At 68.3% G+C, this 25432-nt stretch carries 27 protein-coding genes; 10 read left to right on the top strand and 17 right to left on the bottom strand.

Annotation, left to right across the window (positions count from 1 at the left end):
• The first annotated feature begins 65 nt into the window (after positions 1-65).
• The 3 genes from fliI to AC52GN_RS03200 all read left to right on the top strand — a co-directional run bounded on the left by fliI (position 66) and on the right by AC52GN_RS03200 (position 3075).
• Positions 66-1409: a flagellar protein export ATPase FliI gene (fliI, locus tag AC52GN_RS03210; protein WP_496528159.1), complete on the top strand. Its 1344-nt coding sequence runs from the start codon at positions 66-68 to the stop codon at positions 1407-1409.
• A gap of 16 nt (positions 1410-1425) precedes the next feature.
• Positions 1426-1833: a flagellar export protein FliJ gene (locus tag AC52GN_RS03205; protein WP_496528158.1), complete on the top strand. Its 408-nt coding sequence runs from the start codon at positions 1426-1428 to the stop codon at positions 1831-1833.
• 171 nt (positions 1834-2004) lie between these two features.
• Positions 2005-3075: an endo-1,4-beta-xylanase gene (locus AC52GN_RS03200; protein ID WP_496528157.1), complete on the top strand. Its 1071-nt coding sequence runs from the start codon at positions 2005-2007 to the stop codon at positions 3073-3075.
• 19 nt (positions 3076-3094) lie between these two features.
• Here AC52GN_RS03200 and AC52GN_RS03195 read toward each other — a convergent pair whose 3' ends face one another.
• Positions 3095-3475 carry a hypothetical protein gene (locus AC52GN_RS03195; protein ID WP_496528156.1) on the bottom strand — a complete coding sequence of 127 codons (381 nt, stop codon included), beginning with the start codon at positions 3473-3475 and terminating at the stop codon, positions 3095-3097.
• Positions 3475-3603 carry a hypothetical protein gene (locus tag AC52GN_RS03190; protein ID WP_003169681.1) on the bottom strand — a complete coding sequence of 43 codons (129 nt, stop codon included), beginning with the start codon at positions 3601-3603 and terminating at the stop codon, positions 3475-3477. The genes AC52GN_RS03195 and AC52GN_RS03190 overlap by 1 nt, the downstream gene beginning before the upstream one ends.
• A 146-nt stretch (positions 3604-3749) precedes the next feature.
• Here AC52GN_RS03190 and AC52GN_RS03185 point away from each other — a divergent pair, with 146 nt between their 5' ends.
• Positions 3750-4859 (top strand): NADH:flavin oxidoreductase/NADH oxidase, encoded by a 1110-nt coding sequence (locus tag AC52GN_RS03185; protein ID WP_496528155.1) that lies wholly within the window; start codon positions 3750-3752, stop codon positions 4857-4859.
• Here AC52GN_RS03185 and AC52GN_RS03180 read toward each other — a convergent pair.
• The 3 genes from AC52GN_RS03180 to rpsD form a co-directional block, all read right to left on the bottom strand.
• Complete coding sequence (locus tag AC52GN_RS03180; RefSeq protein ID WP_496528154.1) at positions 4835-7207, bottom strand: bifunctional diguanylate cyclase/phosphodiesterase; 2373 nt, start codon at positions 7205-7207, stop codon at positions 4835-4837. The genes AC52GN_RS03185 and AC52GN_RS03180 overlap by 25 nt on opposite strands.
• 113 nt (positions 7208-7320) lie before the next feature.
• Positions 7321-7713 (bottom strand): hypothetical protein, encoded by a 393-nt coding sequence (locus AC52GN_RS03175; RefSeq protein ID WP_291778166.1) that lies wholly within the window; start codon positions 7711-7713, stop codon positions 7321-7323.
• A 161-nt stretch (positions 7714-7874) separates the two neighbouring features.
• Positions 7875-8492: a 30S ribosomal protein S4 gene (gene rpsD / locus AC52GN_RS03170; protein ID WP_003169687.1), complete on the bottom strand. Its 618-nt coding sequence runs from the start codon at positions 8490-8492 to the stop codon at positions 7875-7877.
• A gap of 261 nt (positions 8493-8753) precedes the next feature.
• Here rpsD and AC52GN_RS03165 point away from each other — a divergent pair, with 261 nt between their 5' ends.
• Positions 8754-10226 carry an amidohydrolase family protein gene (locus AC52GN_RS03165; RefSeq protein WP_496528153.1) on the top strand — a complete coding sequence of 491 codons (1473 nt, stop codon included), beginning with the start codon at positions 8754-8756 and terminating at the stop codon, positions 10224-10226.
• A gap of 66 nt (positions 10227-10292) precedes the next feature.
• Here AC52GN_RS03165 and AC52GN_RS03160 read toward each other — a convergent pair whose 3' ends face one another.
• Positions 10293-10907 carry a superoxide dismutase gene (locus AC52GN_RS03160; RefSeq protein WP_338576352.1) on the bottom strand — a complete coding sequence of 205 codons (615 nt, stop codon included), beginning with the start codon at positions 10905-10907 and terminating at the stop codon, positions 10293-10295.
• Positions 10908-11099: 192 nt separating this feature from the next.
• Between AC52GN_RS03160 and AC52GN_RS03155 the strand changes: the two genes are divergently transcribed.
• Positions 11100-11282 carry a hypothetical protein gene (locus AC52GN_RS03155; RefSeq protein ID WP_291778122.1) on the top strand — a complete coding sequence of 61 codons (183 nt, stop codon included), beginning with the start codon at positions 11100-11102 and terminating at the stop codon, positions 11280-11282.
• Between the two features lie 15 nt (positions 11283-11297).
• Here AC52GN_RS03155 and cckA read toward each other — a convergent pair whose 3' ends face one another.
• The 4 genes from cckA to fliQ form a co-directional block, all read right to left on the bottom strand.
• Positions 11298-13382 carry a cell cycle histidine kinase CckA gene (cckA, locus tag AC52GN_RS03150; protein ID WP_343830971.1) on the bottom strand — a complete coding sequence of 695 codons (2085 nt, stop codon included), beginning with the start codon at positions 13380-13382 and terminating at the stop codon, positions 11298-11300.
• Positions 13383-13626: 244 nt separating this feature from the next.
• The gene (gene flhB / locus AC52GN_RS03145) at positions 13627-14703 is read right to left on the bottom strand and encodes a flagellar biosynthesis protein FlhB (protein WP_291778112.1); all 1077 of its coding nucleotides are present in this window, start codon (positions 14701-14703) and stop codon (positions 13627-13629) included.
• The gene (gene fliR, locus AC52GN_RS03140) at positions 14696-15466 is read right to left on the bottom strand and encodes a flagellar biosynthetic protein FliR (protein WP_496528152.1); all 771 of its coding nucleotides are present in this window, start codon (positions 15464-15466) and stop codon (positions 14696-14698) included. The genes flhB and fliR overlap by 8 nt, the downstream gene beginning before the upstream one ends.
• Before the next feature lie 16 nt (positions 15467-15482).
• Positions 15483-15746, bottom strand: coding sequence for a flagellar biosynthesis protein FliQ (gene fliQ / locus AC52GN_RS03135; protein ID WP_291778108.1), 264 nt, complete (start codon positions 15744-15746; stop codon positions 15483-15485).
• Positions 15747-15937: 191 nt separating this feature from the next.
• Between fliQ and AC52GN_RS03130 the strand changes: the two genes are divergently transcribed.
• Together AC52GN_RS03130 and folE are read left to right on the top strand one after the other, a co-directional pair.
• A complete protein-coding gene (locus tag AC52GN_RS03130; protein ID WP_496528151.1) occupies positions 15938-16933 on the top strand; it encodes an OmpA family protein in 996 nt (331 codons plus the stop codon).
• Positions 16934-17002: 69 nt separating this feature from the next.
• Positions 17003-17593, top strand: a complete 591-nt coding sequence (gene folE / locus AC52GN_RS03125; protein ID WP_291778102.1) for a GTP cyclohydrolase I FolE — start codon at positions 17003-17005, stop codon at positions 17591-17593.
• Between the two features lie 25 nt (positions 17594-17618).
• Here the strand turns inward: folE and AC52GN_RS03120 are convergent, their stop codons facing one another.
• Positions 17619-18497 (bottom strand): tetratricopeptide repeat protein, encoded by an 879-nt coding sequence (locus tag AC52GN_RS03120; RefSeq protein WP_496528150.1) that lies wholly within the window; start codon positions 18495-18497, stop codon positions 17619-17621.
• Positions 18498-18618: 121 nt separating this feature from the next.
• On the opposite strand from AC52GN_RS03120, the gene AC52GN_RS03115 reads away from it, so the two are divergent.
• Complete coding sequence (locus AC52GN_RS03115) at positions 18619-19764, top strand: acyltransferase family protein (RefSeq protein ID WP_496528149.1); 1146 nt, start codon at positions 18619-18621, stop codon at positions 19762-19764.
• Here the strand turns inward: AC52GN_RS03115 and AC52GN_RS03110 are convergent.
• The 4 genes from AC52GN_RS03110 to AC52GN_RS03095 form a co-directional block, all read right to left on the bottom strand.
• Positions 19761-20144 (bottom strand): VOC family protein, encoded by a 384-nt coding sequence (locus AC52GN_RS03110; protein ID WP_291778094.1) that lies wholly within the window; start codon positions 20142-20144, stop codon positions 19761-19763. The two genes, AC52GN_RS03115 and AC52GN_RS03110, sit on opposite strands and share 4 nt — an antisense overlap.
• A 159-nt stretch (positions 20145-20303) precedes the next feature.
• Complete coding sequence (locus AC52GN_RS03105; RefSeq protein ID WP_121481316.1) at positions 20304-20507, bottom strand: cold-shock protein; 204 nt, start codon at positions 20505-20507, stop codon at positions 20304-20306.
• Between the two features lie 198 nt (positions 20508-20705).
• The gene (locus tag AC52GN_RS03100; protein WP_496528148.1) at positions 20706-21530 is read right to left on the bottom strand and encodes an extensin-like domain-containing protein; all 825 of its coding nucleotides are present in this window, start codon (positions 21528-21530) and stop codon (positions 20706-20708) included.
• Positions 21531-21544: 14 nt separating this feature from the next.
• Positions 21545-22657, bottom strand: a complete 1113-nt coding sequence (locus AC52GN_RS03095; protein WP_496528147.1) for a serine hydrolase domain-containing protein — start codon at positions 22655-22657, stop codon at positions 21545-21547.
• Between the two features lie 94 nt (positions 22658-22751).
• Between AC52GN_RS03095 and ppk2 the strand changes: the two genes are divergently transcribed.
• Positions 22752-23495 (top strand): polyphosphate kinase 2, encoded by a 744-nt coding sequence (gene ppk2, locus AC52GN_RS03090; RefSeq protein WP_291778075.1) that lies wholly within the window; start codon positions 22752-22754, stop codon positions 23493-23495.
• Positions 23496-23501: 6 nt separating this feature from the next.
• Here the strand turns inward: ppk2 and AC52GN_RS03085 are convergent, their stop codons facing one another.
• Positions 23502-24140: a DUF2238 domain-containing protein gene (locus AC52GN_RS03085; protein ID WP_346520391.1), complete on the bottom strand. Its 639-nt coding sequence runs from the start codon at positions 24138-24140 to the stop codon at positions 23502-23504.
• Complete coding sequence (locus tag AC52GN_RS03080; RefSeq protein ID WP_496528146.1) at positions 24137-25423, bottom strand: acyltransferase family protein; 1287 nt, start codon at positions 25421-25423, stop codon at positions 24137-24139. Before AC52GN_RS03080 ends, AC52GN_RS03085 begins: the two co-directional genes overlap by 4 nt.
• Between the last annotated feature and the right edge of the window lie 9 nt (positions 25424-25432).

Raw genomic sequence — 25432 nt, 5'->3', positions numbered from 1 at the left:
CAGTGTCCGCCCATCGGCCGCGCGCCTGGGATCGCCCCATCGCGCCTGCGGTCCAGGGGCTTTCTTTGCGCAATCTCGTCGCCGCCGTCGAAGCGATCGACCCTTTGGTCGTCACCGGCAAGGTGGCGGGCGTCAGCGGCCTGCTGATCGAGTCGCGCGGCGGCCTGTCGCGTCTGGCCGTCGGGGCGCGGGCCGAGATCGAGCGGCGCGGCCAGCCGCCCCTGCCCGCCGAGGTCGTCGGCTTTCGCGAGGCCAAGGCCCTGCTGATGCCCTTCGGCCCGGTCGAGGGCGTGGCGCCCGGCGCCGACATCAGGATCATCGACACAGCCGCCAGCGTGCGCCCCACCACCGCCTGGCTGGGCCGCATCATCGATTCCTTCGGCGAACCGATCGACGGCCTGGGGCCGTTGACGCCGGGCCTCGTCCCCTATCCCTTGCGCGCCCCGCCGCCGCCCGCCCATTCGCGCGGCCGGGTGGGCGAGCGGCTGGATCTGGGCGTTCGGGCGATGGACGTTTTCACCACCACCAGCCGAGGGCAGCGCCTGGGCATCTTCGCCGGTTCGGGCGTGGGCAAGTCGGTGCTGCTGTCCATGCTGGCGCGACAGGCGACCTGCGACGTCGTGGTGGTCGGCCTGATCGGCGAGCGGGGCCGCGAGGTTCGCGAGTTCATCGAGGAGACCCTGGGCGAAGAGGGGCTGAAGCGCGCCGTCGTCGTAGTCGCCACCAGCGACGAGCCGGCGCTGAAACGGCGTCAGGCCGCCTATATGACCATGGCCGTGGCCGAGTTCTTCCGCGATCAGGGGCTGGAGGTGCTGTGCCTGATGGACAGCGTCACCCGCTTCGCCATGGCCCAGCGCGAGATCGGCCTGGCGGCGGGCGAACCGCCGACGACCAAGGGCTATACCCCCACCGTCTTCACCGAACTGCCCAAGCTGCTGGAGCGCGCCGGGCCGGGGCCGATCCGGCCGGACGGGACCGAGGCGGGGCCGATCACCGCCCTGTTCACCGTACTGGTGGACGGGGGCGACCATGACGAGCCGATCGCCGACGCGGTGCGCGGCATCCTGGACGGCCACATCGTCATGGACCGCAAGATCGCCGAGCGCGGCCGCTTCCCCGCCATCGACGTGCTGAAGTCCGTCAGCCGCACCATGCCCGGCAACCAGTCCCCGCCCGAGCGCGAGCTGAACCGCCGCGCGCGCCAGTGCCTGAGCGCCTATTCCAACATGGAAGAGCTGATCCGCATCGGCGCCTATCGCACCGGGGCCGACCCCATCGTCGACCGCGCCATCGCCCTGAACCCGGCCCTGGAAGGCTTCTTGACCCAGGACAAGGACGACGTGACGCGCCTGGCCGACAGTTTCGACAGACTTGAAACCATCCTGAACCAAGGCATGGTGGACAAATGATCGCGGGAGACGACGCATGACGGCCTGGGCCCAATCCCTGATCCGCATCTCCAACTATGAGGTCGAGACGCTGCAGAAGCGTCTGGCCGAAATCAGCGCCCGCAAGGCCGAGGCCGAGATGCGGGTCGCCGTCCTGGACGCCGAGGCCGAGGTCGAGCGTGAGAATGCGCGGCACGACCCGTCGTCAGGCATGATGCTGCAGGCCTATCTCACCGGCTGGAAGCAGCGCCGCGCCGACGCCGAGGCCGAGGTCGCCGCCGTCGCCGCCGAGGAAGAAGGCGCCCGCGACGCCCTGACCGGCGCCTTCGAGGAACTGAAGAAGTTCGAGCACGTCGCCGAGACCACCCGGCTGAACAAGCTGATGGCCGCCGCCAAGCGCGAGGCCGCCGCCTATGACGAAATGGGCCTGCGTCGCCGTGGCTGAAAGCAGCAGCGGCGCCTCTCCCTCCCCTTCATGGGGAGGGTGGCTGAGGCCGTCAGGCCGAGGCCGGGTGGGGGCGACGTGGCTATTCAAGCGCCGAGGCCAGGATCGCCTGGCCCTCCCCACCCGGTCGCTTCGCGACCACCCTCCCCATGAAGGGGAGGGAGAAGCGCTGTGATCGACCGCCGCGCCCTGCTGGCTTCGACCCTCGCGCTCGCGTCCTGCGGCGCGGGCGAGGCGCCTGCTCCGTCGCCGACCGGTCCCATCCGCCCGCTGAAGTCCATCGCGTCCTTCCCTGTCGGGACCGTCGCCATGTCGGGCCAATTGTCCGATCAGGACTGGTTCCGTCTGGTCTCCACCCACTTCTCCCAGCTCACGCCCGAGTGGGAGATGAAGATGGAATACATCCTCCAGAAGGACGGCTCCCTGCGCTTCGACGCGCCGGACCGCATCGCCTATTTCGCGCGCGATCTGGGCATCCGCCTCTTCGGTCACGCCCTGATCTGGTATGCGCAGGATCATCCGTGGTTCACCGCCATCGTCGATGACCGCCCGCGCTTCATCGCCGAACACGACCGCTATATCGCCGAGGTCGCCGGGCGCTGGCGCAGCCAGATCGTCGGCTGGGACGTGGTCAACGAACCGGTCGAGGATGACGGGAGCGGCTATCGCGACTGCGTGTGGAGCCAGGGCCTGGGCGGCGTCGACGCCTATATCATCCGCGCCTTCGAACAGGCCCGCATCGCTGCGCCCGAGGCGACCCTGTTCCTGAACGACTACAATCTGGAGAACACGCCCAAGAAGGGCGCCGCCTTCCTGCGTCTGGTCGAGCGGCTGCTGAAGGCGGGCGCCCCGGTTCAGGGCATCGGCGTCCAGTCTCACCTCGACATCGAAATCCCCGACGGCCGGATCGCCGGCTTCATGAACGAGGCCCGCCAGTTCGGCCTGCCCATCCATGTCTCCGAACTGGACGCCTCTCTGAAACGCGGCGGCCGGATGCCCGACCTGCGTCCCGGCGCCCAGCGACGCGAACAGCAGACGGCGCGCGTGGCCGAACTGGCGGAAGCCTTCATGGACCTGCCGCCCGCGCAGCGGTTCGCCTTCACCGTCTGGGGCGTGCGCGACAGCGACTCCTGGCTGCGCCGCGCCGAGAACGACGACGGCAAGGACAGTCCGCTGCTGTTCAACGACGAGGGGCGGCCGAACCCGCTGTTCGGCGTGCTGTCAGGCGCATTCGGCGCCTGACGCCTCTTCAGGGCCGGGCCTACAGGCTGATCGGATTCAGCACGCGCACGGGCTGGCCGCGCTCCAGACCCAACTCTTCATAGGTCCAGCTGACCGTCTTGCCCTCAGGGACCAGGGCCTTGCACAGGTCAGGCGAACGGCGGGCCAGGGTCAATTCGGCGGGATCGCCGTCCTTGATCTGCACCTCGAAACTGGACGCCTCGGTGCAGCCGTTAGAGCCGACGACGACGTTCAGGCGCTGGCCGTCGAAATCGACCTTGCGGACGGCTTCCAGCGGCTCGTCCCGAGCCGCGCTCTGGTCCGTGACGATCGAGACCTTCTCTCCGCCCTCGTTGGAATAGATGACGCAACCGCCCAGCAGCGGCAGCAGGGCGACGGCGGCGACGACGGCCAGGCGCATCAGTTCGCCTCGGCAGGGGCCGAGTGGATGACGCGGGTGGTCGGCTTCTCGGTGGCGATGATGATGCAGCCCGACAGCATGGGCGCGGCGACCGCGGCGACGGCGAGGGCGATGATGAGACGACGCATAGGTGTTCCCCTTGTTGGTTGGCGGCAAACTGCCAGCCTCGCGGTTGGGGATCACGTGAATAATCGGAAAGGGAGGCCTTGAACCCAACCGCCACAGTCATAGCTACTGTGCCCCGCCTCCCCGGGGTTCATCGAGAGATTCACGCATGAGCCTGCTGTTCACCCCGCGCGCCGTCGGGCCGCTGACGCTGAAGAACCGCATCGTCATCGCCCCCATGTGCCAGTATTCGGCCGTGGACGGCGTTCCTCAGCCCTGGCACGCCCAGCATGTGGCCAGACTGGCTCTGTCGGGCGCCGGACTGGCGGTGATCGAAGCCACGGGCGTCGAGGCGGCGGGCCGCATCTCCTGGGCCGACACCGGCCTATGGAACGACGAGCAGGAAGCCGCCTTCGCCCGGATCATCCGCGACATCCGCACCTATTCGGACACGCCGATCGGGATTCAGCTGGCCCACGCCGGACGCAAGGCCTCGACCAATCCGCCGTGGATCGACCGGGGCGGGCCGGCGCCGGCGGACAAGGCGTGGGAGACCTTCTCCGCCTCGGCCCAGCCCTATCGCGACGACTGGCACACGCCGACCGCCCTGGACCAGGCGGGCATGGATCGCGTGGTCGCCGCCTTCGTCGATGCGGCCGAGCGCGCCGACCGCGCCGGGTTCGACCTTGTCGAGCTGCACGCCGCCCACGGCTACCTGCTGACCCAGTTCCTCTCGCCGTTGTCGAACGAACGGACAGACGAATACGGCGGCTCGCTGGAGAACCGGATGCGCTTCCCCTTGGGCGTCGCCCAGGCCCTGCGCGACGCCTGGCCCCGGACCAAGGCCCTGGGCGTCCGCTTCAACGGTTCGGACTGGACCGAGGGCGGCATCACCCCGGACGAGGCCGCCGTCTTCGGCCAGGCCCTGCACGAGATGGGCTATGACTACTTGCACCTTACCAGCGGCGGCAACGTCGCGACCGCGCGCATCCCCGGCGACCAGCCGGGCTATCAGTTTCCCTTCGCTGAGGCGGTCAAGGCGGCGGTCCCCGAGGCCAACGTCATGGCCGTGGGCATGATCGTCACGCCGCAACAGGCCGAAGCGGTGCTGACCGAGGGCAAGGCCGACCTGATCGCCGTCGCCCGCGCGGTTCTGGACGACCCGAACTGGGGCCATCACGCCGCCGTCGCCCTGGGCGCGGAAGAGGCCCTGCCCGTCCAGTACGAACGGGCGGACGCGACGCACTGGCCGGGCTACGCCGCCGCGCGCTCGGCCTGAGGCTCGGCGGTTTCCGTCGCAGCGATCCTGACCGCGCCGTTCAACAAGGCGTCGGCCTCGGGCTGAGGCCGACCCAGCAGGTAGCCCTGCACCTCATTGCAGCCCTGGGCGCGCAGGAAGGCCAACTGCTCCGCGGTTTCGACGCCTTCGGCCAGGACCGGGATCGACAGACTTTCGCCGATGGTCAGGACGGCGCGGATGATGGCCCGCGACTGCGGCGCCTCGCCGTCCAGTTCGGTCATGAAGGAGCGGTCTAGCTTGATCTTGTCGAAGGGGAAGGCCTTCAGCGTCGACAGGGAGGAATAGCCCGTGCCGAAGTCGTCCATGGCGATGCTCACGCCCAGAGCCTTCAGCTGGCGCAACACATGGGTGGTGCGCTCCATGTCGGTGATCATGGCCGTCTCGGTGATCTCCAGCTCCAGGCGCGACGGCGCCAGGCCGGTCTCCAGCAGGATTTGGTGCACCAGACGAGGCAGGTCGACGTGGCTCAACTGGACCGGCGACAGGTTCACGGCGATGCGATGAGGCTCGGCCCAGGCGGCGGCCTGACGGCAGGCCTGGCGCAGCACCCATTCGCCGATCGGCAGGATCAGACCGTTCTCCTCGGCCACAGGGATGAAGTCGGCCGGCGAGATGTAGCGGCCGTCGTGATCCTTCCAGCGCAGCAGAACTTCATAGCCGGTGGCCTTGCCGGTCTCGACCGAGGCCTGGACCTGGTAATGCAGCTCGAACCGCTCATTCTCGAGCGCCTCACGCAGGGCCTGGGTCACACGACGGCGCGCACGGACCGCCTGGTCCATGTCCGCCTCATAGAAGCAGACGTCCTGGGTCAGGGAGGCCTTGGCGCGATACATGGCCAGGTCGGCGTTGTTGATCAGGGTAGAGACGTCGTGGGCGTCCTCAGGCCACAGCGCCACCCCGATGCTGGCGCCGCAGGACAGGTCGGCGTGGTCGAGGGTCACGGTCTGAACAACGGCCTGACGCAGGCGCTCGGCGACAGCGCGAGCCTCGTCCCGGTCGGCGACCGAGGCCAGGGCCAGGAATTCGTCGCCGCCCTGGCGCGCGATGAACTCGCCCTCGCGCAGCGCCCCCTTCATGCGCTCGGCGATGACGCACAGCAACTGGTCTCCAACCGCGTGACCGTACAGATCATTGACTTCCTTGAACCGGTCCAGGTCCAGGGCGAACAGGGCCAGGGCCTCCCCCTCGGCGGCGGTCTGCTTCTGGCGGGTCAGACGCTCCAAGAAGGAGGCGCGGTTCGGCAGACCGGTCAGGCTGTCGTTGCGCGCCAGATGGGCGATGCGGCGCTCCTGGGCCATGCGGGCGCGCAGGTCGCGTACGGCGTAGATCATGGTGCGGCTGCGCGCGGTGAGGTCACGACGGGCCGATAGTTCGACGGGAATCTCCTGTCCCTTCGCCATCAACACGGTCTGGGTCACAGCCCCGTCATCGAGACGGCGGGCGTCCTGCACCCAGGCCTCCAGATCCGAGCCGATCAGGGCCTGGCGATCCGCGCCCGTCAGTTCCGCCAGCACTTCGTTGACGGCGACGATGACGCCGTCCCGCTCGATCGCCATGCCGTCCACGCCGGTCTCGAGCAAGTACTGCAGGCGTTCACGGTTCTGCGCCAGAGCCTCGCGGTCCAGAGCGTGGCTGGCGGCCCCGGCGCCCAGAACCAGCAGGCCCACCCCGGCCACGCCCAGCGCCAGCACGCCACGCGCGTTCTCGCCCGTCAGCATGCCGTCCAGCGGCGCCAGGGGGATGACCGTCATCGCCGCCATGGCGGTGAAGTGCAGGCAGACGATGCCCAGCACCATGGCCGCTCCGCCCTTCAACCGGGCGTAACGGTCGTCGGCCGACGCCAGATGGAAGCTCAGAGCGCCGAACAGCACCGAACCGGCGACGGATACGGCCAGATAGACGGCCGACCAATGAACCACGCCCTCGACCGACAGGGCCGCCATTCCCACAAAGTGCATTGCCGCCACGGCCGCGCCGAACAAGATCCCGCCAGCCTCGACGGAGAACCGGCGGCGCATGGAGGCGGCCGCCAGCGCCAGGCCGACGCCCAGAATCGCCACCGCCAGGGAGACGCCCGTCAGCAGCGGCTCATAGGCCGTCTCGACGCCTGGCCGGTAGGCGATCATGGCCACGAAGTGGGTGCACCAGATCGTCGCCCCGCCCGCGACGGCGCCCAGGAAGAGCCAGGACAGACGAGCCATCCCTGCGTTCTCCCTGACCCTTTTCAACAGTCCTGTGGTGATGAAGCTGCCCAGCAGGCAGATCAGGGCAGCGAGGGCGACGAGCCCCAGATGATGCTCGTCGGTAAGGCAGGTCAGGACACGCATGGAAGACGCCGGGGAGGAAAAGAGCCGGCCGTTCTAGCTCCCAGGCGTTAACCCTGGCTGTTTCGATATGGATAAAGGAAAGTTGAAAAAGGCCGCCCTAACGGCCTTCGCCCTCACTGGCTGATGGCTACGGCCGCGCCGTCCATCATGTAGGGGTTGTTGACCACGACATTGGCGCCGGGCGGCAGGCCCAGTTCCTGGAAGGTCCATTCGACCTGGACCCCGCCCTTGATCGGACGGGTGCAGCGATCCTCGTCCAGGCGACGCAGGGTGATGACCGCCGAATCCTTGAGCCGGGTGATGAAGGGCTTCACGTCGCTCTTGTCGGTGCAGCCGTTGGAGCTGACGCGGAACACGGCCAGGTCGCGGGTGAAGGCGGCGGCGTGGATCGGCTCCAGCTGGCCCGGCATCCCTTCGGTCCGCACCAGCGAGCCCGGCTTCTGGGCGCAGCCGGTCAGGACGACGGATAGCGCCACAGCGGCGCAGAAAGCGATCCGATATCTCATTTCAGCCTCCCGCGGCTCGATCCTGACAGCCGGCGCAACATGCCTTGGTTTGGCCCAAAAGGGAACCGCCGCTGCGTCGGATAAAAAAAGAGGCCCCGGCGAGCCGGAGCCTCTTCTTGATCCTGAAACCGCGCCCGACGGATCGGGCAGGTCCGTCGAACTTACGAGGAGTAGTATTCGACGACCAGGTTCGGCTCCATCTTCACCGGGTACGGAACGTCGGACAGTTCCGGCACGCGGCCGTAACGGACCGAGAAACCACGATCGCCCAGCTCCAGATAGTCAGGCAGATCGCGCTCGCTCGACTGCTGGGCTTCGAGCACCAGAGCCATGTTGCGCGACTTTTCCTTGACCTCGATGACCTGGCCCGGCTTGACGCGGTACGAACCGATGTCGACCTTCTTGCCGTCCACGGTCACGTGGCCGTGCGAGACGAACTGACGGGCGGCCCAGACGGTCGGCACGAACTTGGCGCGGTAGACGATGGCGTCCAGACGCGATTCCAGCAGACCGATCAGGTTTTCCGAGGTGTTGCCCTTGCGGCGGGCGGCTTCGGCGTAGGTCGCCGCGAATTGCTTCTCGGTGATGTTGCCGTAGTAGCCCTTCAGCTTCTGCTTGGCCTTCAGCTGCAGGCCGAAGTCAGAGACCTTGGACTTGCGGCGCTGGCCGTGCTGGCCGGGGCCGTAGGAACGCTTGTTGACGGGAGACTTGGCGCGACCCCACAGGTTTTCACCCATGGCCCGGTCGAGTTTGTACTTGGCGCTATGGCGCTTGGACATGTGTCACTCTTCATCATGATGCGGCCCGGCCCCTCCCCTATTGGAGCGGCGATCTCAACGGCGGTCCACGCATCGTCCGTAATAGACATCGCGCCTCGGGCGAAACCCGGTGCGAGAAGGCCGGGCTTATGAAGGCGGCGAGGCCGGGAGTCAATGTCGGCGGCCGTTCTCGCCTCCAGCATGACAGAAAGGAAACTTGAGCCTGCAGCCTCCGCCCGTGCAGTTGTCCGAACCAGAAGAAACAGCTCGGGAGGAGACGACATGATGGGCAAGCTCTGGCGCACGGCGGCGACGGCCCTGGCCGTTCTGACCGCGACGGCGGCGCAGGCCGGCGAGGCCGACCGACCCGACGCCCTTGTGCTCTCCGGTCGGATCATCGACGGCTCGGGCGCGGCGCCGATCCCTCAGGGCCGGGTCGTGGCGATCGACGGCGTCATCACCTGCGTCGGCAAGGCGGCCGATTGCCCCGCGCCTCCAGGCGCCGTTTTCATCGACGCGGGCGAAGGCAGCATCATGCCGGGCCTGATCGATCTGCACGCCCACCCGCGCCCCCACTACTATGGCTGGTTCCTGGCTTCGGGCGTGACCACGGTGCGGTCCGCCAACACCGATCTGGCGATGGTCCGGGCCCTGAAGGCCCTGCCCGCGCCGCAGACCCGTCTGGTCTGGGCCGGGCCGATGCTGGACGGCGAGAACAGCATCATCAAGCGCTTCTACCCTGCGGCGGAGCCGGACGGGCCGTCGCCCGCGCGCCCGGCCGACGGCCCGTCCCTGGAAGGCGTCGAACTGTTGATCGCGGGGACGCCCGAGCAGGCGATCGCCGCCGTGGACGCCCTGGCGGCGGAAGGCGCCGACTGGGTCAAGCTGTACGAACAGCTGCCGCCCGACGCCTTCACCGCCGCTGTTCAGCGCGCCAGGGCGTTGGGCCTGCCGACCATGGCCGATCTGGGCATGGCCTCGACGCGCGGTCTCGGAGGCGCGGAGGTCGATCTCCTTCAAGCCGCCGCCTTGGGCCTGGACAGTCTGGAGCACGCCAGCGGCGCGGCCCTGGCCTACCGTCGTCTGGGCGGCGATCTGGACGCAGACGTTCTCGATCCAGCCCTGATCGATCAGCTGGCCCGCGCATTGCTGACGGCGCAGACGGCGCTGGTCCCCACCCTGTCCGTCTCCCACTTCACCGCCGAGACGCAATCGCCCGATCCGGTGTTGGCCGATCTGCCGTTGGGCGATGCGCAGGGGTCGGTCCGCGGCGGGCTGGATCAGCAATGGCGCGGCGTCCATCAGCATTTCCACGCCAATGCCGAGAGCAACGGCAAGGCGAGGCTGGACGCCCGCGTCGGCGCAGCCGTGATGGTGCGTCTGGCCCAACTGGGCGGCCGCATAGGCGCAGGCTCCGACACCCCCGCCGGCGCCTACAACCTGCCGGGCGGCGGTCTTCATCTGGAAATGGAGCTGATGACCCGCGCGGGCCTGAGTCCCCTCCAGGCGCTGTCGTCGGCGACCGGAACCGCAGCGGACATCCTGCAACGCGAGGACATCGGCCGCATCGCCGTGGGACGCCGCGCCGACCTGCTGGTCGTGGAGGGCGACCCGTCGCAGGACATCCGCGACACCCGACGCCTGCGTCAAATCATACTGGACGGTCAGGTCCTTGACCCCGCCGCCCTGAAGAACAGGGCCCTACAGGACGGCGAGGCGCTGCTGGCCGCCGTCATGGCCGAGCAGGCGGACTAAATGAAAACGGCCGCCGCTTCCCTTCGGAAACGGCGGCCGCAGATCAGGCGCTCAGACGCGCGACGATCAGCCCTTGGCGGCTTCGTACAGTTCGTTGACCTTGTTCCAGTTCACCACCGACCAGAAGGCCTTGAGGTAGTCGACGCGGCGGTTCTGGTATTTGAGGTAGTAGGCGTGCTCCCACACGTCGGCGGCCAGAAGGACGGCGCCCTTCTCGTCGGCCACGTCCATCAGCGGGTTGTCCTGGTTCGGGGTCGAGGTGACCTTCAGCTTGCCGTCCTGCAGGATCAGCCAGGCCCAGCCCGAGCCGAACTGGCCGGCGCCGGCGGCGTCGAAGTCAGCCTTGAACTTGTCCATGCCGCCCAGTTCGGCGTCGATCTTGGCTGCCAGTTCGGCCGAGGGCGCGCCCGCCTTGTCGGCCGGGGCCAGCAGTTCCCAGAACAGGCTGTGGTTCCAGTGGCCGCCGCCGTTGTTGCGGACCGCCTTGGGCAGCTTCGACATCTGGGCGAACAGGTCTTCGAGCGACTTGCCCTGCAGCGAGGCGTCGGCGTCGATCGCCTTGTTCAGATTGTCGACGTAGGTCTGGTGATGCTTGTCGTGGTGGAAGGTCATCGTCTCCTTGTCGATGGCCGGCTCCAGCGCGTCATAGGCGTAGGGCAGCGGGGGCAGGGTGAAGGCCATGGGAGACTCCTCTTTACGGCGTTTGATTCCTCTGGACCCTATCTAGGGCCGCGCGCGACATACCCAAGCCTTGAACGTCGCCTTTGTTCACAATTCTCGAGCCAAAGCCGATTTTCGGAACCTAAAGCGCGAAATAGCTGTTTTCCGAACGCCCCTGACCGTCTTTCCGGTCGCTTTTCAGGGCGGTGCGCCATGTCTGGTCGTTCTCGCGACGCCTTCCTCTCCGACGCCGAAGCCGAAAGCCTGCGCCTGCAGTTGCTGGAAGTGATTCCGCGTCTCCGCCGTCATCAGCTGATCGATCTCGCCGACACCCTGCACGAAGCCGCGCGGGAGCGGCGCTGGTCGTCGGACGATCGGCTCGACCTGAGGGCCTGACGCCCTCGCCCTGCATCAGCCCGCGTGAAGCTCCTGCTTCACCCGTTCGGCCAGGGTTTTGATGTCCAGCGGCTTGGGCAGGAAGGAGACCCCCACCTCGTCCTGCAGCAGGTCCGAGAAGTCGCTCTCGGCATAGCCCGAGATGAACATCACCGGCGCGTCGCCCAGGAAGGGCCGCGCCTTCCTCAGCAGCGACGGCCCGTCCAGCCCCGGCATGATGACGTCCGAGATCAGCATGTCGATCTGGCCCGCCCATTCCTCGGCCAGGACCAGGGCCTCCTCGCCGTCGGCGGCCTCGATCACCTCATAGCCGCGCTGGCGAAGCAGGCGGGCGGCGATGCCGCGCACGGCGGCCTCGTCTTCGACGAACAGGATGCGGCCGGCGCCCGACAGGTCGCGCGGCGCCTTGACGACCTTCTCGACCACCGGGGCCTCGACCAGCTCCTCGGCCGTGGCGGCAGGCAGGAAGATGCGGAAGGCGGCGCCCGCATTCTCCAGATTGGCGACGGTGATGTGCCCCCCCGCCTGCTGGGCGATGCCGTAGACGGTGGCCAGACCCATGCCCGTCCCCTCGTTCACCGCCTTGGTGGTGAAGAAGGGCTCGAAGATCTTGTCCAGCAGGGCCGTCGGCACGCCGGGGCCGGTGTCCGACACCTCGATCAGGGCGACGTCCTCGGACGCCTCGCGCCAGCCCAGGTCGCGCGCCTGCGCGCCGGTCAGACGACGGGTCTTGATCGTGACCACGCCCGCGCCCGGCTCGACCACGCCGCGCATGGCGTCGCGGGCGTTGACGGCCAGGTTCATCACCGCCGTCTCCAGCTGGCTCTTGTCGGCCAGCACCAGCGGCAGGTCGCGACCGTAGTCCGTTTCCAGCCGCACGTCCTCGCGCAGCAGGCGACGCAACAGCACGGCGAATTCCCCGACCAGTTCGCCCAGGTCCAGCCGCTCGCGCCGCACCGTCGACTTGCGCGAAAAGGCCAGCAGCTTGCGCACCAGATCGGCGGCGCGGATGGCCGTCTGACGGATCTCGTTCAGCCCCTCATAGGAGGGATCGCCGACCGGGTGCCGCTCCAGCAGGCCGGACAGCTGCAGCTGGATGGCCGTCAGCAGGTTGTTGAAGTCGTGCGCCACCCCGCCCGCCAGCTGGCCCACGGCCTGCATCTTCTGGGCCTGCGACAGCTGCAGCTCCATCGACTTCTGCGCCGCCACGTCGAACAGCCAGACGCGGCGCCGATCGCCTTCGGGCGCGACATAGAGGTGCAGCTGGCGATCCGGGTGGGCGCGGGCGATCAGCTCGATCGGGCCGGACGATCCGGCCTCCAGCTTGGTCCTGGCCTCGGCCACGCCCGCCGGGTCGAACAGATGGCCGAAGGCGGCGTCGCCCGAGGCGGCAGGGCCGGTCAGCAGGGCCAGGGCCGCATTCGGTTCCTCGACCCGGCCGGCGAACAGGTCCTCGCCGCCGATCACGGCCGAGCCGAAGGGGGCGCCGGCCGCCATGGCGCGGGCTTCGCCCGTCGGGGCGGCGGGCTGGGGCGCGGCGGGCGCGGACGGAGCCAGCGGCAGGACGGCGTCGGGCGCGGCGCGGACCAGGAAACGCCCCTGCCCCGCCTGGCCGATCAGCACCTCGATCTCACGCGCGCCGATCTGGACGATGGCGCGGCCCTGATGTCCCTCGCGCGCCTGGGCGAAGGCCATGTAGAGAGCCTGGGCGGACTTGCCCCCTCCCTTGCCGGATCTGGGCAGGGTGGTGACGGCCCCGTTCTCCTCGGCCCAGGCGGCGTTGTAGGCCAGCACCTGGCCCGACGGCCAGACGAGGGCGGCGGGCTCGGCCATGGCGTCCAGCATCTCGACCGCCGTGTCGCCCGCTGCGGGACGCCGCTCGGACCGGCCGAACGCCGACAGCCAGATCAGCGCCGTCGCCCCCGCTGCGAAGATCAGGATCAGCCCCGGCGCGGTGAAGGCGCTGGCCCGAAACGCCGGATAGGCGATGGCCGCGATCGCCAGGGCGAAGCCGACCGCCATCACGACCAGCCACGGATCGAAGCGCGGGCGACGCACGGCGCGAGCCTTCTGGCGGTCCTGCGGTCGGGAAATGGTCATGGCGTCTCGCCCGGGCGAATCAGGGTTCGTCAGCATACCGAAGCTCTTTCACGCGCCCTAACGCGCAGCCGAGACGCCTCTCCCTCCCCTTCATGGGGAGGGTGGTCGCGCAGCGACCGGGTGGGGAGGACGAGGTGACGCTGGATGCAGCGCTTGACCAGCCAAGACGCCCCCACCCGGCTTCGGCCTGACGGCCTCAGCCACCCTCCCCATGAAGGGGAGGGAGAGACGGCGCCTTCGCCCCTCATCGCCGCTTCCTCTGCTGCATGACGAAGCCGATGACCTTGGCCGCCGCCTCGAAATGTTCGCGCGGAATGATGTCGTCCACCTCGACCGCCGCATAGAGGGCGCGGGCCAGGGGCACGTTCTCGACGATGGGCACGTCGTGCTCCCTGGCCACCTCGCGGATGCGCAGGGCCAGGGCGTCGACGCCCTTGGCGACGCAGACGGGCGCGCCGTCGCCCTGGTCCGGCTCATAGCGGAGGGCGACCGAATAGTGGGTCGGGTTGGTGATGATGACGGTGGCGTCGGGCACGGCCTGCATCATCCGCTGACGACCGCGCTGCATACGGATCTGACGCAGCTTGGCCTTTACGTGCGGGTCGCCTTCGGACTGTTTGAAGTCTTCCTTCAGCTCTTCCTTGGTCATCCGCATCCGCTTGGCGAAGCGCATCCGCTGCCACAGATAGTCGGCCCCCGCGGTCAGTCCCAGAAACACCAGGGCCGACAGCATCAGCGCCAGGGCCAGGTCGCGCGCGAAGGGCAGGATGGAGGCCGGGCTCATGGCGGCCAGGTTCTCAAGCTCGCGCGTGTGAGGCTTCAGCACCCACCAGCAGACAAGGCCGATGGCGACCAGCTTGATGAAGGTCTTGAGGAACTGCACCAGACCGTCCGGGCCGAAGATGCGCTTGAAGCCCTCCAACGGATTCACCTTGGACCATTTGGGCTTGATCTTCTCGGTGGTGAAGATGAGGCCGGACTGCGCCAGATTGCCGCCCGCCCCGCCCAGGATGACCGCGAACATCAGGGCCGCCAGAAAGGGCGCCGCCGCCCAGACGGCGCGCATGCCGATCTCGACGCCCGCCCCCGCCTCCAACCCGCCGATCATGGCGTGCGGCTGGGCCAGGAAGGGAGTCAGCGCCTCGGCGATCCGGGTCGAGAACCAGCCGCCGCCGGCCAGCAGCACGCCCGCCGCCCCGGCCAGCGACAGGGCGGCCGCCACGTCCGGCGACTTGGCGACGTCGCCCTTTTTCCGCGCATCCTCGAGTTTTCGCGGGGTGGCGTCTTCTGTTTTCGACTCGGGATCGGGGCCGTCAGCCAACGGCGCCTCCCGTGAAGAAGGCCGCCACCGAGCGGTAGCGGTCGATGAAGACCGTCCCCAGCACGCCCAGGCTCAGGGTGAACACCGACAGGCCCAGGATGACGCTGAGCGGCGCGGCGGCGAAATAGACCTGGAAGCTGGGCATGACCCGCGCCACCAGCCCGGAGGCCAGGTTGAAGATCAGGGCGAAGACCAGAACCGGCGCCGCCAGCTGCACCCCCAGCATGAAGCTCTGACTCAGGGTCCGCACCGCCATGGCGGTGAAGTCCGACACGATCAGCGGCCTGGCCGGGGCGATGGCCTCATAGGAGCCGACCATGCCGCCGATGAACAGGTGATGGGTGTTGGTGGCGAACACCAGGGTCACGCCCAGCAGCATCAGGAAGGCCGACAGGGTCGTGCCGGGCTGGGCCTGCAGGGGGTTGGCGGTCTGGGAGAAGCCGAGCGTCGTCTGCAGGGAGACGATCTCGCCCGCCGTGGTCATGGCGGTCATGAAGCTGCGCAGGACGGCGCCGATGGCCAGGCCGGTCAGCACCTCGCGGATCACCCAGCCGACGGTGGCCCCCAAGGTCGCCGGAAGAGCGGGCAGGCTGCTTCCCACGATGGGCCACAGCGCCAGCGACAGCACCAGAGCGAGCGACAGGCGCACCCTTGGCGGCACATAGGATTCGCCGAAGCCGGGCAGCAGCATCAGGATCGCCCCGACGCGCGCGAAGATCAGCCCCCCGGCCCAGACCTGTTCCGCCGTGGCGTAAGGCTCCATGCCCTCTCGCCCTCGCCTACATGCCCGCGATGCGGGCGGCGATCTCGCGCATGAAGCCGCCCAGAAGCGCGCCCATCAGCGGCAGGAACAGCAGCAGCGACACGAAGACGGCGACGATCTTGGGCGCATAGACCAGGGTCTGCTCCTGGATCTGGGTCAGGGCCTGGAACAGACCGATGGCCACGCCGACGACCAGGGCCACGATCAGGGCCGGCAGGCACAGCTGGATCGTCAGCCACAGGGCGTCGCGACCCACATCCAGAACTTCCGCGCCGTTCATCGCCGATCCCCGAAGCGCCCCGAACACACGCGCGGGACAGTGGGCAGAAAATGCCGACAGGATGGTTAACGCGACGTTAGGACGAGAGAAGGAGGTCAGGGTTCCGGTCGAGGCCGTTTCACGCGATTGACAACACCGGCGACTAGACGAACGGTTTCGCCCTCCTCGATTCCACGCCTGAAGGATGCCCCATGAAACCGTTCCTGCGTCTCGCCTCCGTCCTGATGATCGCGGCCTCGGCGTCGCTGGTCGCCGCGTGCGACAACAAGGCGCCGGAACAGACCGAGACGACCGCGGCTCCGGCCGAGGGCGCGTCGGCCGCCGCAACGGGCGCCTTCGACGTGAACGGCGTGGCGCTGTCGACCGCCAGCCTGGGCGACTTCCCCTATCTGCGCCTGCCTGAGGGCTACAAGCCGCAGAACAGCGAGACGCAGGAATTCGCCGACTTCCCCTTCTGGACCGGATCACGCTTCGAGATGGTCGAAGGCCGCATCCATCAGGTTCGGATCACCAACGACAGCGACAAGACCTTCTCGAGGCTGGAACTGCTGCGGAACATGGAGCACGCGCTGAAGGACGCCGGCGCCGTGCGCATCTTCGACGGTCAGATCCCGAGTGAAGCCGCCCATGCCCTGCCCGAAGCCGTGCAGCTGGCCGCGCTGGACGGCCTCGGCGACATCTACAACGACCCGTCGCAGACCTGGGTCATCCGCCAGGCGGACCGCACCGTCTGGGTCCACCTGCATGTCGGCAGCGCGTCCGGCTCCCTGGCCGTCGCCGAGATCAAGGCCCTGGTCCCGACCGCCGGCCTGCTGCCCGCCAGCGAACTGGCGAAAAAGATCGCCGCCGACGGCCGCGTCGCCGTGCCGGTCGAGTTCGCTCTGGACAAGGCCGACATCCTGGACGCGTCGCGGCCGCAGGTCGACGCCGTCGCCCAACTGCTGAAGGAGGATGCGGGCCTGCGCCTGTCTGTCGAGGGCCACACCGACAACACCGGCGCGCCCGCGCGCAACCGCCCCCTGTCCGAGGAACGCGCCCGCGCCGTGGTCGCCGCCCTGACGCAGCAGGGGATCGACGCCCAGCGACTGGAGGCCAAGGGCTTCGGCGCCGACAAGCCCGTCGCCGACAACGCCAGCGACGAAGGCCGCGCCCGCAATCGCCGCGTCGAGCTGGTTCGTTTGTCCTGAGCCGGAAAGAGACTGTTTTAAACAGCGGCGCCGTTTCCAAAACCGGCGCAGGGGGGTATGCAGCCTGTCATGAGCGACCAGACCCCCTTTTCCCCCGCCGTTTCCCAGGAAGAAGCCGAAGCCGCCGTCCGCACCCTGATCCGCTGGGCCGGCGACAACCCTGACCGCGAAGGCCTGATTGAAACGCCCAAGCGCGTGACCAAATCCTATCGCGAGCTGTTCCAGGGCTATGAGGTCGAGCCGCGCGACTATCTGGAAAAGACCTTCGAGGAGGTCGGCGGCTACGACGAGCTGGTCGTGCTGAAGGACATCCGCTTCGTCAGCTTCTGCGAACACCACATGCTGCCGGTGGTGGGCAAGGCGCACGTCGCCTATCTGCCGACCGACCGGGTCGTCGGCATCTCCAAACTGGCCCGCGTGGTGCGCGGCTACGCCCGCCGCCTGCAGATCCAGGAGAAGATGACCTCCGAGATCGCCAACGCCATCCAGGACGTGCTGCGTCCGCTCGGCGTCGGGGTGGTCATCGAGGCCGAGCACAGCTGCATGACCATGCGCGGCGTCGACGTTCCGGGCGCCAGTCTGTCGACCAGCTGCCTGCTGGGCGCCGTCCGCGAAGACCCGCGCACCCGCGAGGAGTTCCTGCGGCTCGTGAGAGGGTAAGGCCAGGCTTGCCGTCCGGCGGGTCCTAAGGGTTCGCCGGTTTTCCCGCTGCGGCCGACGGCGTCATGACGACCGGCGCAGTGGGCGCCTGCCCCGCCTCCAGACCGTCGATATAGGCAAGCTGAGCCTTGGCGGATCGATCTTCAGGGTCCAACTTCAACGCCTCGTCATAGGCGGCGCGAGCTTCCGGCAACCGCTGCAGTTCGATCAGGCTGAAGCCCCGGCTGCGATGCAGAGCGCCGGCGTTCAGCAGGATGCGGATCGAATCGGACGCCAGCGCCTCGCTCGCCAGTTTGAGAGCTTCTTCATTGCGCCCGGCTGCCTGCAGAGCCGACGCTTTTTCCTTAATCAGCACCCAGTCGTCGGGCTGACGCGCCAGCCCCTGATCCAACACGGCGATCGCCTCGTCCAGGCGCCTGCGTTCGACAGCCTCGCTGCCCAGCATCAGCGCGACAAGCTGGTAGACGTTGGGTTGCTGCCGCACCGTCACAGACGACGCGCCGTCTTCCTGCGCCGCAGCCTGAAGCATCGTCGCCGTCAGCACAGTCTCGCCGATTTCCAGCGTGCGCACGATCCACTCGTCGGCGTTCCGCTTTTCGACGTAAGGGTAGATGGCCGGCGCGCGCGCCAGGGCGCGCCTGAGCGCGGGGAGATGACGGTCCAGGCCTGCGTAACCTCGCGTCTGTATGTCGCGCATCGCCCGTTCCACGAGGTCGAAGTCCCGCTTCTCCTGCCCCGAAAGGTCGCCGCTCACGATATTCAACGTTACGGTCGGCCGCTCCTCCATCTTGGAAGAACTCTGGGGCGTCGAAACCTGCTGTGCGCGGACATCGCTCGGCGCCGAAAGAACTAGGGCCATGGCCAGGGCAGCCGCGCCGCCTATCCTTGCTGTAGCCGTCTTCATGATCGCCGCCTTGCTGACATACGAGTCTCGTCAATACATTACAGCGTTACATCAAGGGCGATTAATCTTGCAATGGTCCGGCCTCGTTCCTGCATGGCTCGCCCTGAACAAGGGGGTCGCCATGCTGCAGGCCGTGTTTTCGTCCCGGAATGAACCGCCGCCGATCTCGCGCGGCGGATGGCTGGATGCGCTGCGCTTCATCGTGGCCGCCCTGATCATCCTGCATCACTTCCAGATGTCGGCGCCCGTTCCCCTGGCCGAGAGCCTTCATCCCGTGTTCGAGCGAGGCGGCTTCCTGCTGACCAACTTCTTCCTGATCGACAGCGGCTATGTGCTGATGCGGGTCTACGGCCGCGCGGTCGGCTCGGGTCGCATGTCGAAGACCGACTTCTTCCTCAAGCGGGCCTTGAGGGTCTATCCGGCGCACCTGATCGTGCTGGGCCTGCTGGTCGCCCTGGTGCTGGCGGCGACGCTCGCCGGAAAGCCGCCCAGCCATCCCGAGTGGTTCGCCTGGGATCAACTGCCCGCCCAGGTCGCCCTGGTGCAGTCGTTCGGCGTGTACGGCGGCATCGGCTGGAACGCCCCGACCTGGTCGATCTCGGCCCTTCTGGGCTGCTATGTCGCCTTCCCCTTCGTGCTGCGCGGTCTCAGCCGGATCGGGCCGTGGACCGCGCTGGCCCTGGTCGTGGTCGGCTATCTGGCGGCCAATGAGCTGAGCTGGGCGATCCTGAAGTATCCCGTCTATCAGATGCCGCTGAACCTGGGCATTTGGCGCGCCCTGCCCTTGTTCATCCTCGGCATGGGGCTGGCCTGGTTCGCGCAAGGGGTGTGGATCAACCCACGCGTCGCCGGCTGGACGGGTGCGCTGGCCGCCGTCGCCCTGGCGGGGGTGCAGCATTTCGACAAGCACGCCCTGATCTCGCTGGTCTTCATCAGCCTCATCATCGTGGCGGCGGGCGCGGCGCCGGGCCGCAAGCCGTCGAAGCTGGTCGAGCAGGCGGCCATGGTGTCCTTCTCCATGTTCATCTCCAACGAGGTGGTGCGCATCGCCTGGTTCGGCCTGGCCGAGGTCTTCGCGGACAAGCTGGCCCTGGGCGACGCCTGGCGCTGGGGCCTGTGGGGCCTGGGCGTGCTGGCCGCCTTCGTCTTCGCCTTCGGCCTGCACTATCTGATCGATCAGCCGATCCAGAACCGCATCCGCGCCTGGCTGAAGGCGCGGGGCCGCGAGAAGCCTGTCAGCCAGCCGGTCGTCTCGCTGGAGGGCTAGGCTGCGCCCGCTCCGCCGAACAGGTGCAGGATGTTGCCGTCCGGATCCTTGAACCAGGCCAGACGCAGTCCCCCGGCGACATGGATGTCTCCGTCATGCTCCATGCCGTCGTAGCGCTCGAAGGCGACGCCCTTGGCCTTCAGATCGGCGACGATGTCGTCCACCTCCACGCCCACGTCCCAGACCACGGCGTTGGCCCGGTTGGTCCCGGCGAAGTCCGAGCGATAGACCGTCAGCCAGGTGGCGCCGGTGCGATAGCCCAGAACCCCGTCCATCCCGGTGTCCGCCAGATTCAGCCCCAGCACGTCCGAGTAGAAGGTCCGGGCGCGCTCCAGATCCTTCACCGCCACAATGGCCGAGGAATTCTTGTTCTTGAGCATGGGTCTCTCCTCTTCTGCTGAAGAGAAACCCCAGGCGCGCGGTTCGATCCCGCGTTCCACGCGGCTGAGCGGCCGCGTGCTGACAATCCGCCAACAAAAAAGACGCGAAGGTCGCCCTCCGCGTCTTCCTGTTTGATGAACCCGAAGGTCCGTCAGGCCTTAGAGGAGCTTGAGCTCCACAGCCGAGGTCTTGCCGCGCTGGGTTTCCAGCTCGTATTCGACCTTGGCGTTGTCATCCAGGCCCGCCAGACCCGCCTTCTGGACGGCGGTGATGTGGACGAAAACGTCCGAGCCGCCCGTGTCGGGTTGAATGAAGCCGTAGCCCTTGGTGGGGTTGAACCACTTGACCGTGCCGGTCGCCATATTGCGTCTCCGTAAACGCGCTTTGCCAGGCGGGCTTCCATGCAGGAGAGCCCGTCAGCCCATCTGGACAAGCTCGTTCAGGCGAAGGAGCGAGACGCGGGTTTGGACCCCACGTGAAATCCGGACTGCGGCGATGTTGTCACCCGACTATCCACAGCGGTCAACTGTAAAGCGAAACCGAACTGACAGTCGTTACAGTTAATTTCGCCGCCGCGCGCATACTCCCCGGCCCGCTGCGTCCAGGTGAAAGTGGTCGCGATGCGCAGCGTTGTAGTCCGGCGTCAGCACATTGCCGAACAGACGACATCCACCATCCCGCAAACGCCGAAGAAACGCCGCCCCGGCGGCCCCTGAAGGGCCCTGACCGTCCCAATCGGCGGCCAGCGTCGTCCGGCGGCCGTCCGATAGGCCCACGCCCGCCACGTCGAGCGCATTGGCGCGTGCGTGCTGGCTGGGTCGCGCCGCCGTGTCGGCCGATCCGTAGACGCGACGGCAGGCGTAGGTTCCCAGATTGTCGATCCGGACGGCCTCGGCGCCCATGATCTCGCGGGCGGCGGGACGGACGACCTCGCGATCCCACAACAGGAACCGCGCCGCCATGGGGCAGCGCATGGCCACGCCCGACGGGTCGAGGGGCGTCAAATCGCCGCCGGTCAGACGCACCGCCCCCTGCACGACGCAGAACCCGCCGTCGTCGCGATCCGGCGCCCGCTCGACCGCGACGCCCGCCTGACGCAGCAGGGTGATGCAGCGCGTCGTGCCGGTCTCGACCTCGGCGGCGGTCGCCGTCGGCGGCAGGTCCAGCGCCCGTATCTTTGCGGCCGTGGCGACGCCCATGGGCAGGCGCAGGTCGAGCGGCTTCCACGGCAGATCCTGCGGCGGGGCCCAGACGTCGATCAGGGCGAAGGCGCCGCAGGCGGCCAGGGCCAGCATCCACGCCTCGCTCCAGAGATCGGCCAGAGGGGTGGACGGCGGCGTGGACGGCGGGGGCTTGGACCTTGGCGGCGCGGAAGGGGAGGTCATCGCTGAGCCAATGCTCAGAGCGCGCGCAGGATCCCCATGGCCAAAGCCTGGCAGGCCGGGCCGCCGCGGCCCCCGTCGTTCGACAGGCCGAGCACGGCCCGACCGCCCGCCGGATCGACCAGAGCGATGGCGTGCCACAGGGTGTTGGAGCCTTCGTGAGCGATCACGGGGCCCCTGGCCCAGGGCTGGGGCGGCAGGACGATCCAGCCGCAGGCGTAGGTCCGCCCCTCGCCCGGCGTGACCAGCCGCCGCACCGTCTCGGGCTTCAGCCAGCCGTCGCCTTCGGTCAGGAAGACCTTGAGGAAACGGGCGTAGTCGGCCGCCGTCATATGCACCGTGCCCGCGGGGCCCAGGGCGAGCGGATTGTCCGATCCCGGATCGGCCGGGTCCGTCGCCAGGGCCGTTTCGCCCGTGCGGCGATGGCCCCAGGCGTTCGCTCCCCCGGAGATATTGGTCCCAGGAGCGCCGAAACCCGCCGAAGTCAGGCCCAGAGGTCCGAACACCTCGGCCTGCATGGACTCTTCCCACGACCCGCCGGTGATCGCCTCGATCGCCGCCCCGACCAGCACATAGTTGGCGTTGCCGTAGGCGAACGTCCCGCGCACGCCCGACGGCGGCGCAGACAGCGCCCGTTCGACGATGGCGCGGCGTTGCATGGTCAGGGACTGGGGATCGGCGCGGGCGGTCATCAGCCAGGCCATCCCCATGACCGCCTCGTCCTTCAGCCCCGCCGTATGGGTCATGAAGTCGTCCAGCGTCACCCCGTCCCAGCCCGCGTCGATGGTCAGGTCGGGAAAGGCCTCGGCCAGCGGCATCGCCCAGCGCGCCCGCCCCTGCTCGACCAGACGGGCGAACAGGGCCGCCGTCATCGCCTTGGTGTTGGAGCCCAGGTGCCAGCGGTCGGCCAGCGTCGCCGGATCGTCTCGCCCCGCCCGCCGCACGCCCCGCACGCCGGACCAGACCAGGCCCTCGTCCGTCACGACGCCGCCCGCCAGGGCGACCGGCTTGACCGCGTCGAAGGCCGCCACCAGGGCGGCCTCGAACGCCCCCTCCCCTTCCGCGCGCGCGGCCGAAGGCGCGACGGCAGCCGCAGCGCCGACGGCCAGGACATGACGTCGATTGATCATTTCACGCTCCTTTGCGTTGCACCCTGAACGGCGAGGCTGGCGACGCCAGTGAATTCGCCGCAAGGTTCGCCGATCGCGACACAAGGACACGCCCATGGCCAAGGACGACTACGACGACATGCTGGAAGCCCTGCAGATCCAGATGGTCGAGACCCAGGCCTGGGCCATCGAACAGGGGCTGAAGGTCGTCATCGTCTTCGAGGGGCGCGACGCCGCAGGCAAGGACGGGGCGATTAAGCGCATGACCGAATACATGGCGCCGCGCCAGACGCGGGTCGTCGCCCTGCCCAAGCCGACCGATCGCGAGACGACGCAGTGGTATTTCCAGCGCTACGCCGCCCATCTGCCGGCGGCCGGCGAAATCGTCATCTTCAACCGCTCCTGGTACAACCGGGCCGGGGTCGAGCCGGTGATGGGCTTCTGCACGCCTGCGCAATACGAGCGCTTCCTGCACGACGCCCCGCATTTCGAGCGGATGCTGACCCAGTCCGGGACCTTGCTGATCAAGCTGTGGCTGGACATCAGCCGCGACGAACAGGGCCGCCGTCTGGAGGAGCGCGTCGATCATCCGCTGAAGCGCTTCAAGGTCTCGTCCCTGGACGCCGAGGCCCAGGCGCGCTGGAGCGACTATTCCAAGGCGCGCGACGAAATGCTGAAGCGCACCCATGTCGACTATGCGCCCTGGACCGTGGTGGCGACCGACAAGAAGAAGACGGCGCGGCTGAACATCCTGCGCCACGTCCTGCGCCGCCTGAACCGGCCCGGCCTGGAGTGCCGCGAACCGGACCCGGACGTGGTCTTCCCCGGCGATGAAGCCCAGGGACGGCTGGCGGAATAGGCGTCGTCAGCCGCCGAACAGGCGCCGGTTCCTGTCGATGAAGGCGCGCATGGCCCGCACCAGCGGCCCGCCTTCGCGTCCCTTCAGATAGGCCCAGCCGGCGCCCGCCCCGATCAGGGCGCCGATGGAGTCGACGATCAGGTCCCACATGGTGTCGACCAGGCCGGACTTCTGGGTGTTGAGGCCGAACACCTGGTCCAGCATGAACTCCCAGATCTCCCACAGGGCGCCGATGGTCACGGCGAAGCAGAAGGCGAAGAAGGCTACCGTCAGGGGCGCGGCCTTCAGCTGGCTGCCCTGCACCAGCATCAGCATCAACAGGGCGCCGACCAGGCCGAAGGCCACGGCCGAACCGCCGTGCAGCACCACGTCCCACCACCAGTAACGCTCGTAGAAATCGCCCAGTTCGCCGAGGAACAGGGTGGCGCACAGGAAGACGGCGATGGCGGTGACGAAGCCGATCGGCAGGTTCAGCCCGACGCGCGGCGCCAGCCAGAACGGGACGAGCGTCAGCAGGAAGGTCCCGGCGCCGACGAAGGTGACGCTGAACTCCCCCGTCAACAGGCCGCCGACGGCCGCGCCCAGCAGCACCAGCCAGGTCAGGACGAGCAGCCAGGGGAACGGGGCCTTCCTGCGTATCGTCATCCGTCCTGTCCGACCGGCTGCTGTTCTCGGGTCTCGAGCCTAACCGGACGGCTCCGAGGCGCAAGCCCGGCGTTGCGCTTCACCCCCAGCACCAGGCCCAGCGGTCCCAGGCGACGCGCGACCTCATAGGCGGCCCAGCAGCCGCCGAAGGTGACGGCGATCAGCAGCCCCGCCTCCAGCCCCTGCGGCAGGCCCAGCTTCGACAGGTGGTAGGCCGCGACCACGGTGATCGTCTGGTGCACGATGTAGAAGCAGAAGACGCCGCCCGTTAGATAGCGCAGCCACGGCCCGCCCCGGTTCAGATAGCGTGCGCCATAGCCCAGCACCGCGGCGATGAAGGCCCACTGATCCAGCGCATAGACGAGGCGCATGGCGGCTCTCAGCGCTTCGGGCGGCGTTCCGCTGTCGCGATAGGTCCAGGCATAGGCGGCCCATCCCGCCCAGGCGCACAGGGCCAGGATCAGCGCCGGTCGCCGCAGCCGCTCATAGGTCGCCTTCAGCACCGCCGAGCGGACACTGAGAAAGCCGAACAGGAAGGCGCTGAACGACACCGCGTGGTTGTACCAGTCGTCGGTCAGGGCGTGGGTCGTCGGGAAGATGCGCGCCAGGGTCCAGCGCAGCAGAAACAGCCACAGCACCGGCCAGATCAGCAGGCCCCAGCCCTTCAAGGCGCGCTCCAGCCCGGACTGGATCACGGGCAGCAACCCCCGCCCGAACGCCAGCAGGCCCGCCAGCACCAGACTGTAGACGAACAGATAGGCCACGAACCACATGTGGTTCCACGTCGGCGTGATCAGGCAGCCGTCGGCGTCGCACCAGCCGCCGGACGCCGTGGCGTATTTCACCCAGAAGTCGGCCAGCCAGGGCGAACGCGCCGGGTCGACAACGCCCAACCCCGAAGCCGCCTCGACCACCTCATAGTAGGACTGCGGCGGCACGATCACGAACATGGCGAACAGCAGCGGCGGCAGCAGCCGCCAAGTACGCGATCCGGCGAAACGGCGCGCGGCGCCCTTTCCCTCGCGTTCAAAACTGTCGAACAGAAATCGCGTCGCCGCGCCCGAGACCAGGAACAACAGGGTCAGCCGCCAGGGGTTGGTCAGTTGCATCACCGGCTCCAGCCATTCGACCGGCCGGGGGCTGTTCACATGCCAGTCCCAGGGCACGTAGAACATGCCGACGTGGTAGAGGATCAGCAGCATGAAGGCGCAGACCCGGATCCAGTCCAGGTCATGGCGGCGCAGGACTGCGGGGTTTTCGGATGCGAGGGATTCTGAGGACATGGACGACCT

The organism is Brevundimonas sp. SS2672 (assembly GCF_059579685.1).
Note: the sequence above shows the minus strand (reverse complement) of the source record. Positions and strands in the feature narration are given on the sequence as shown.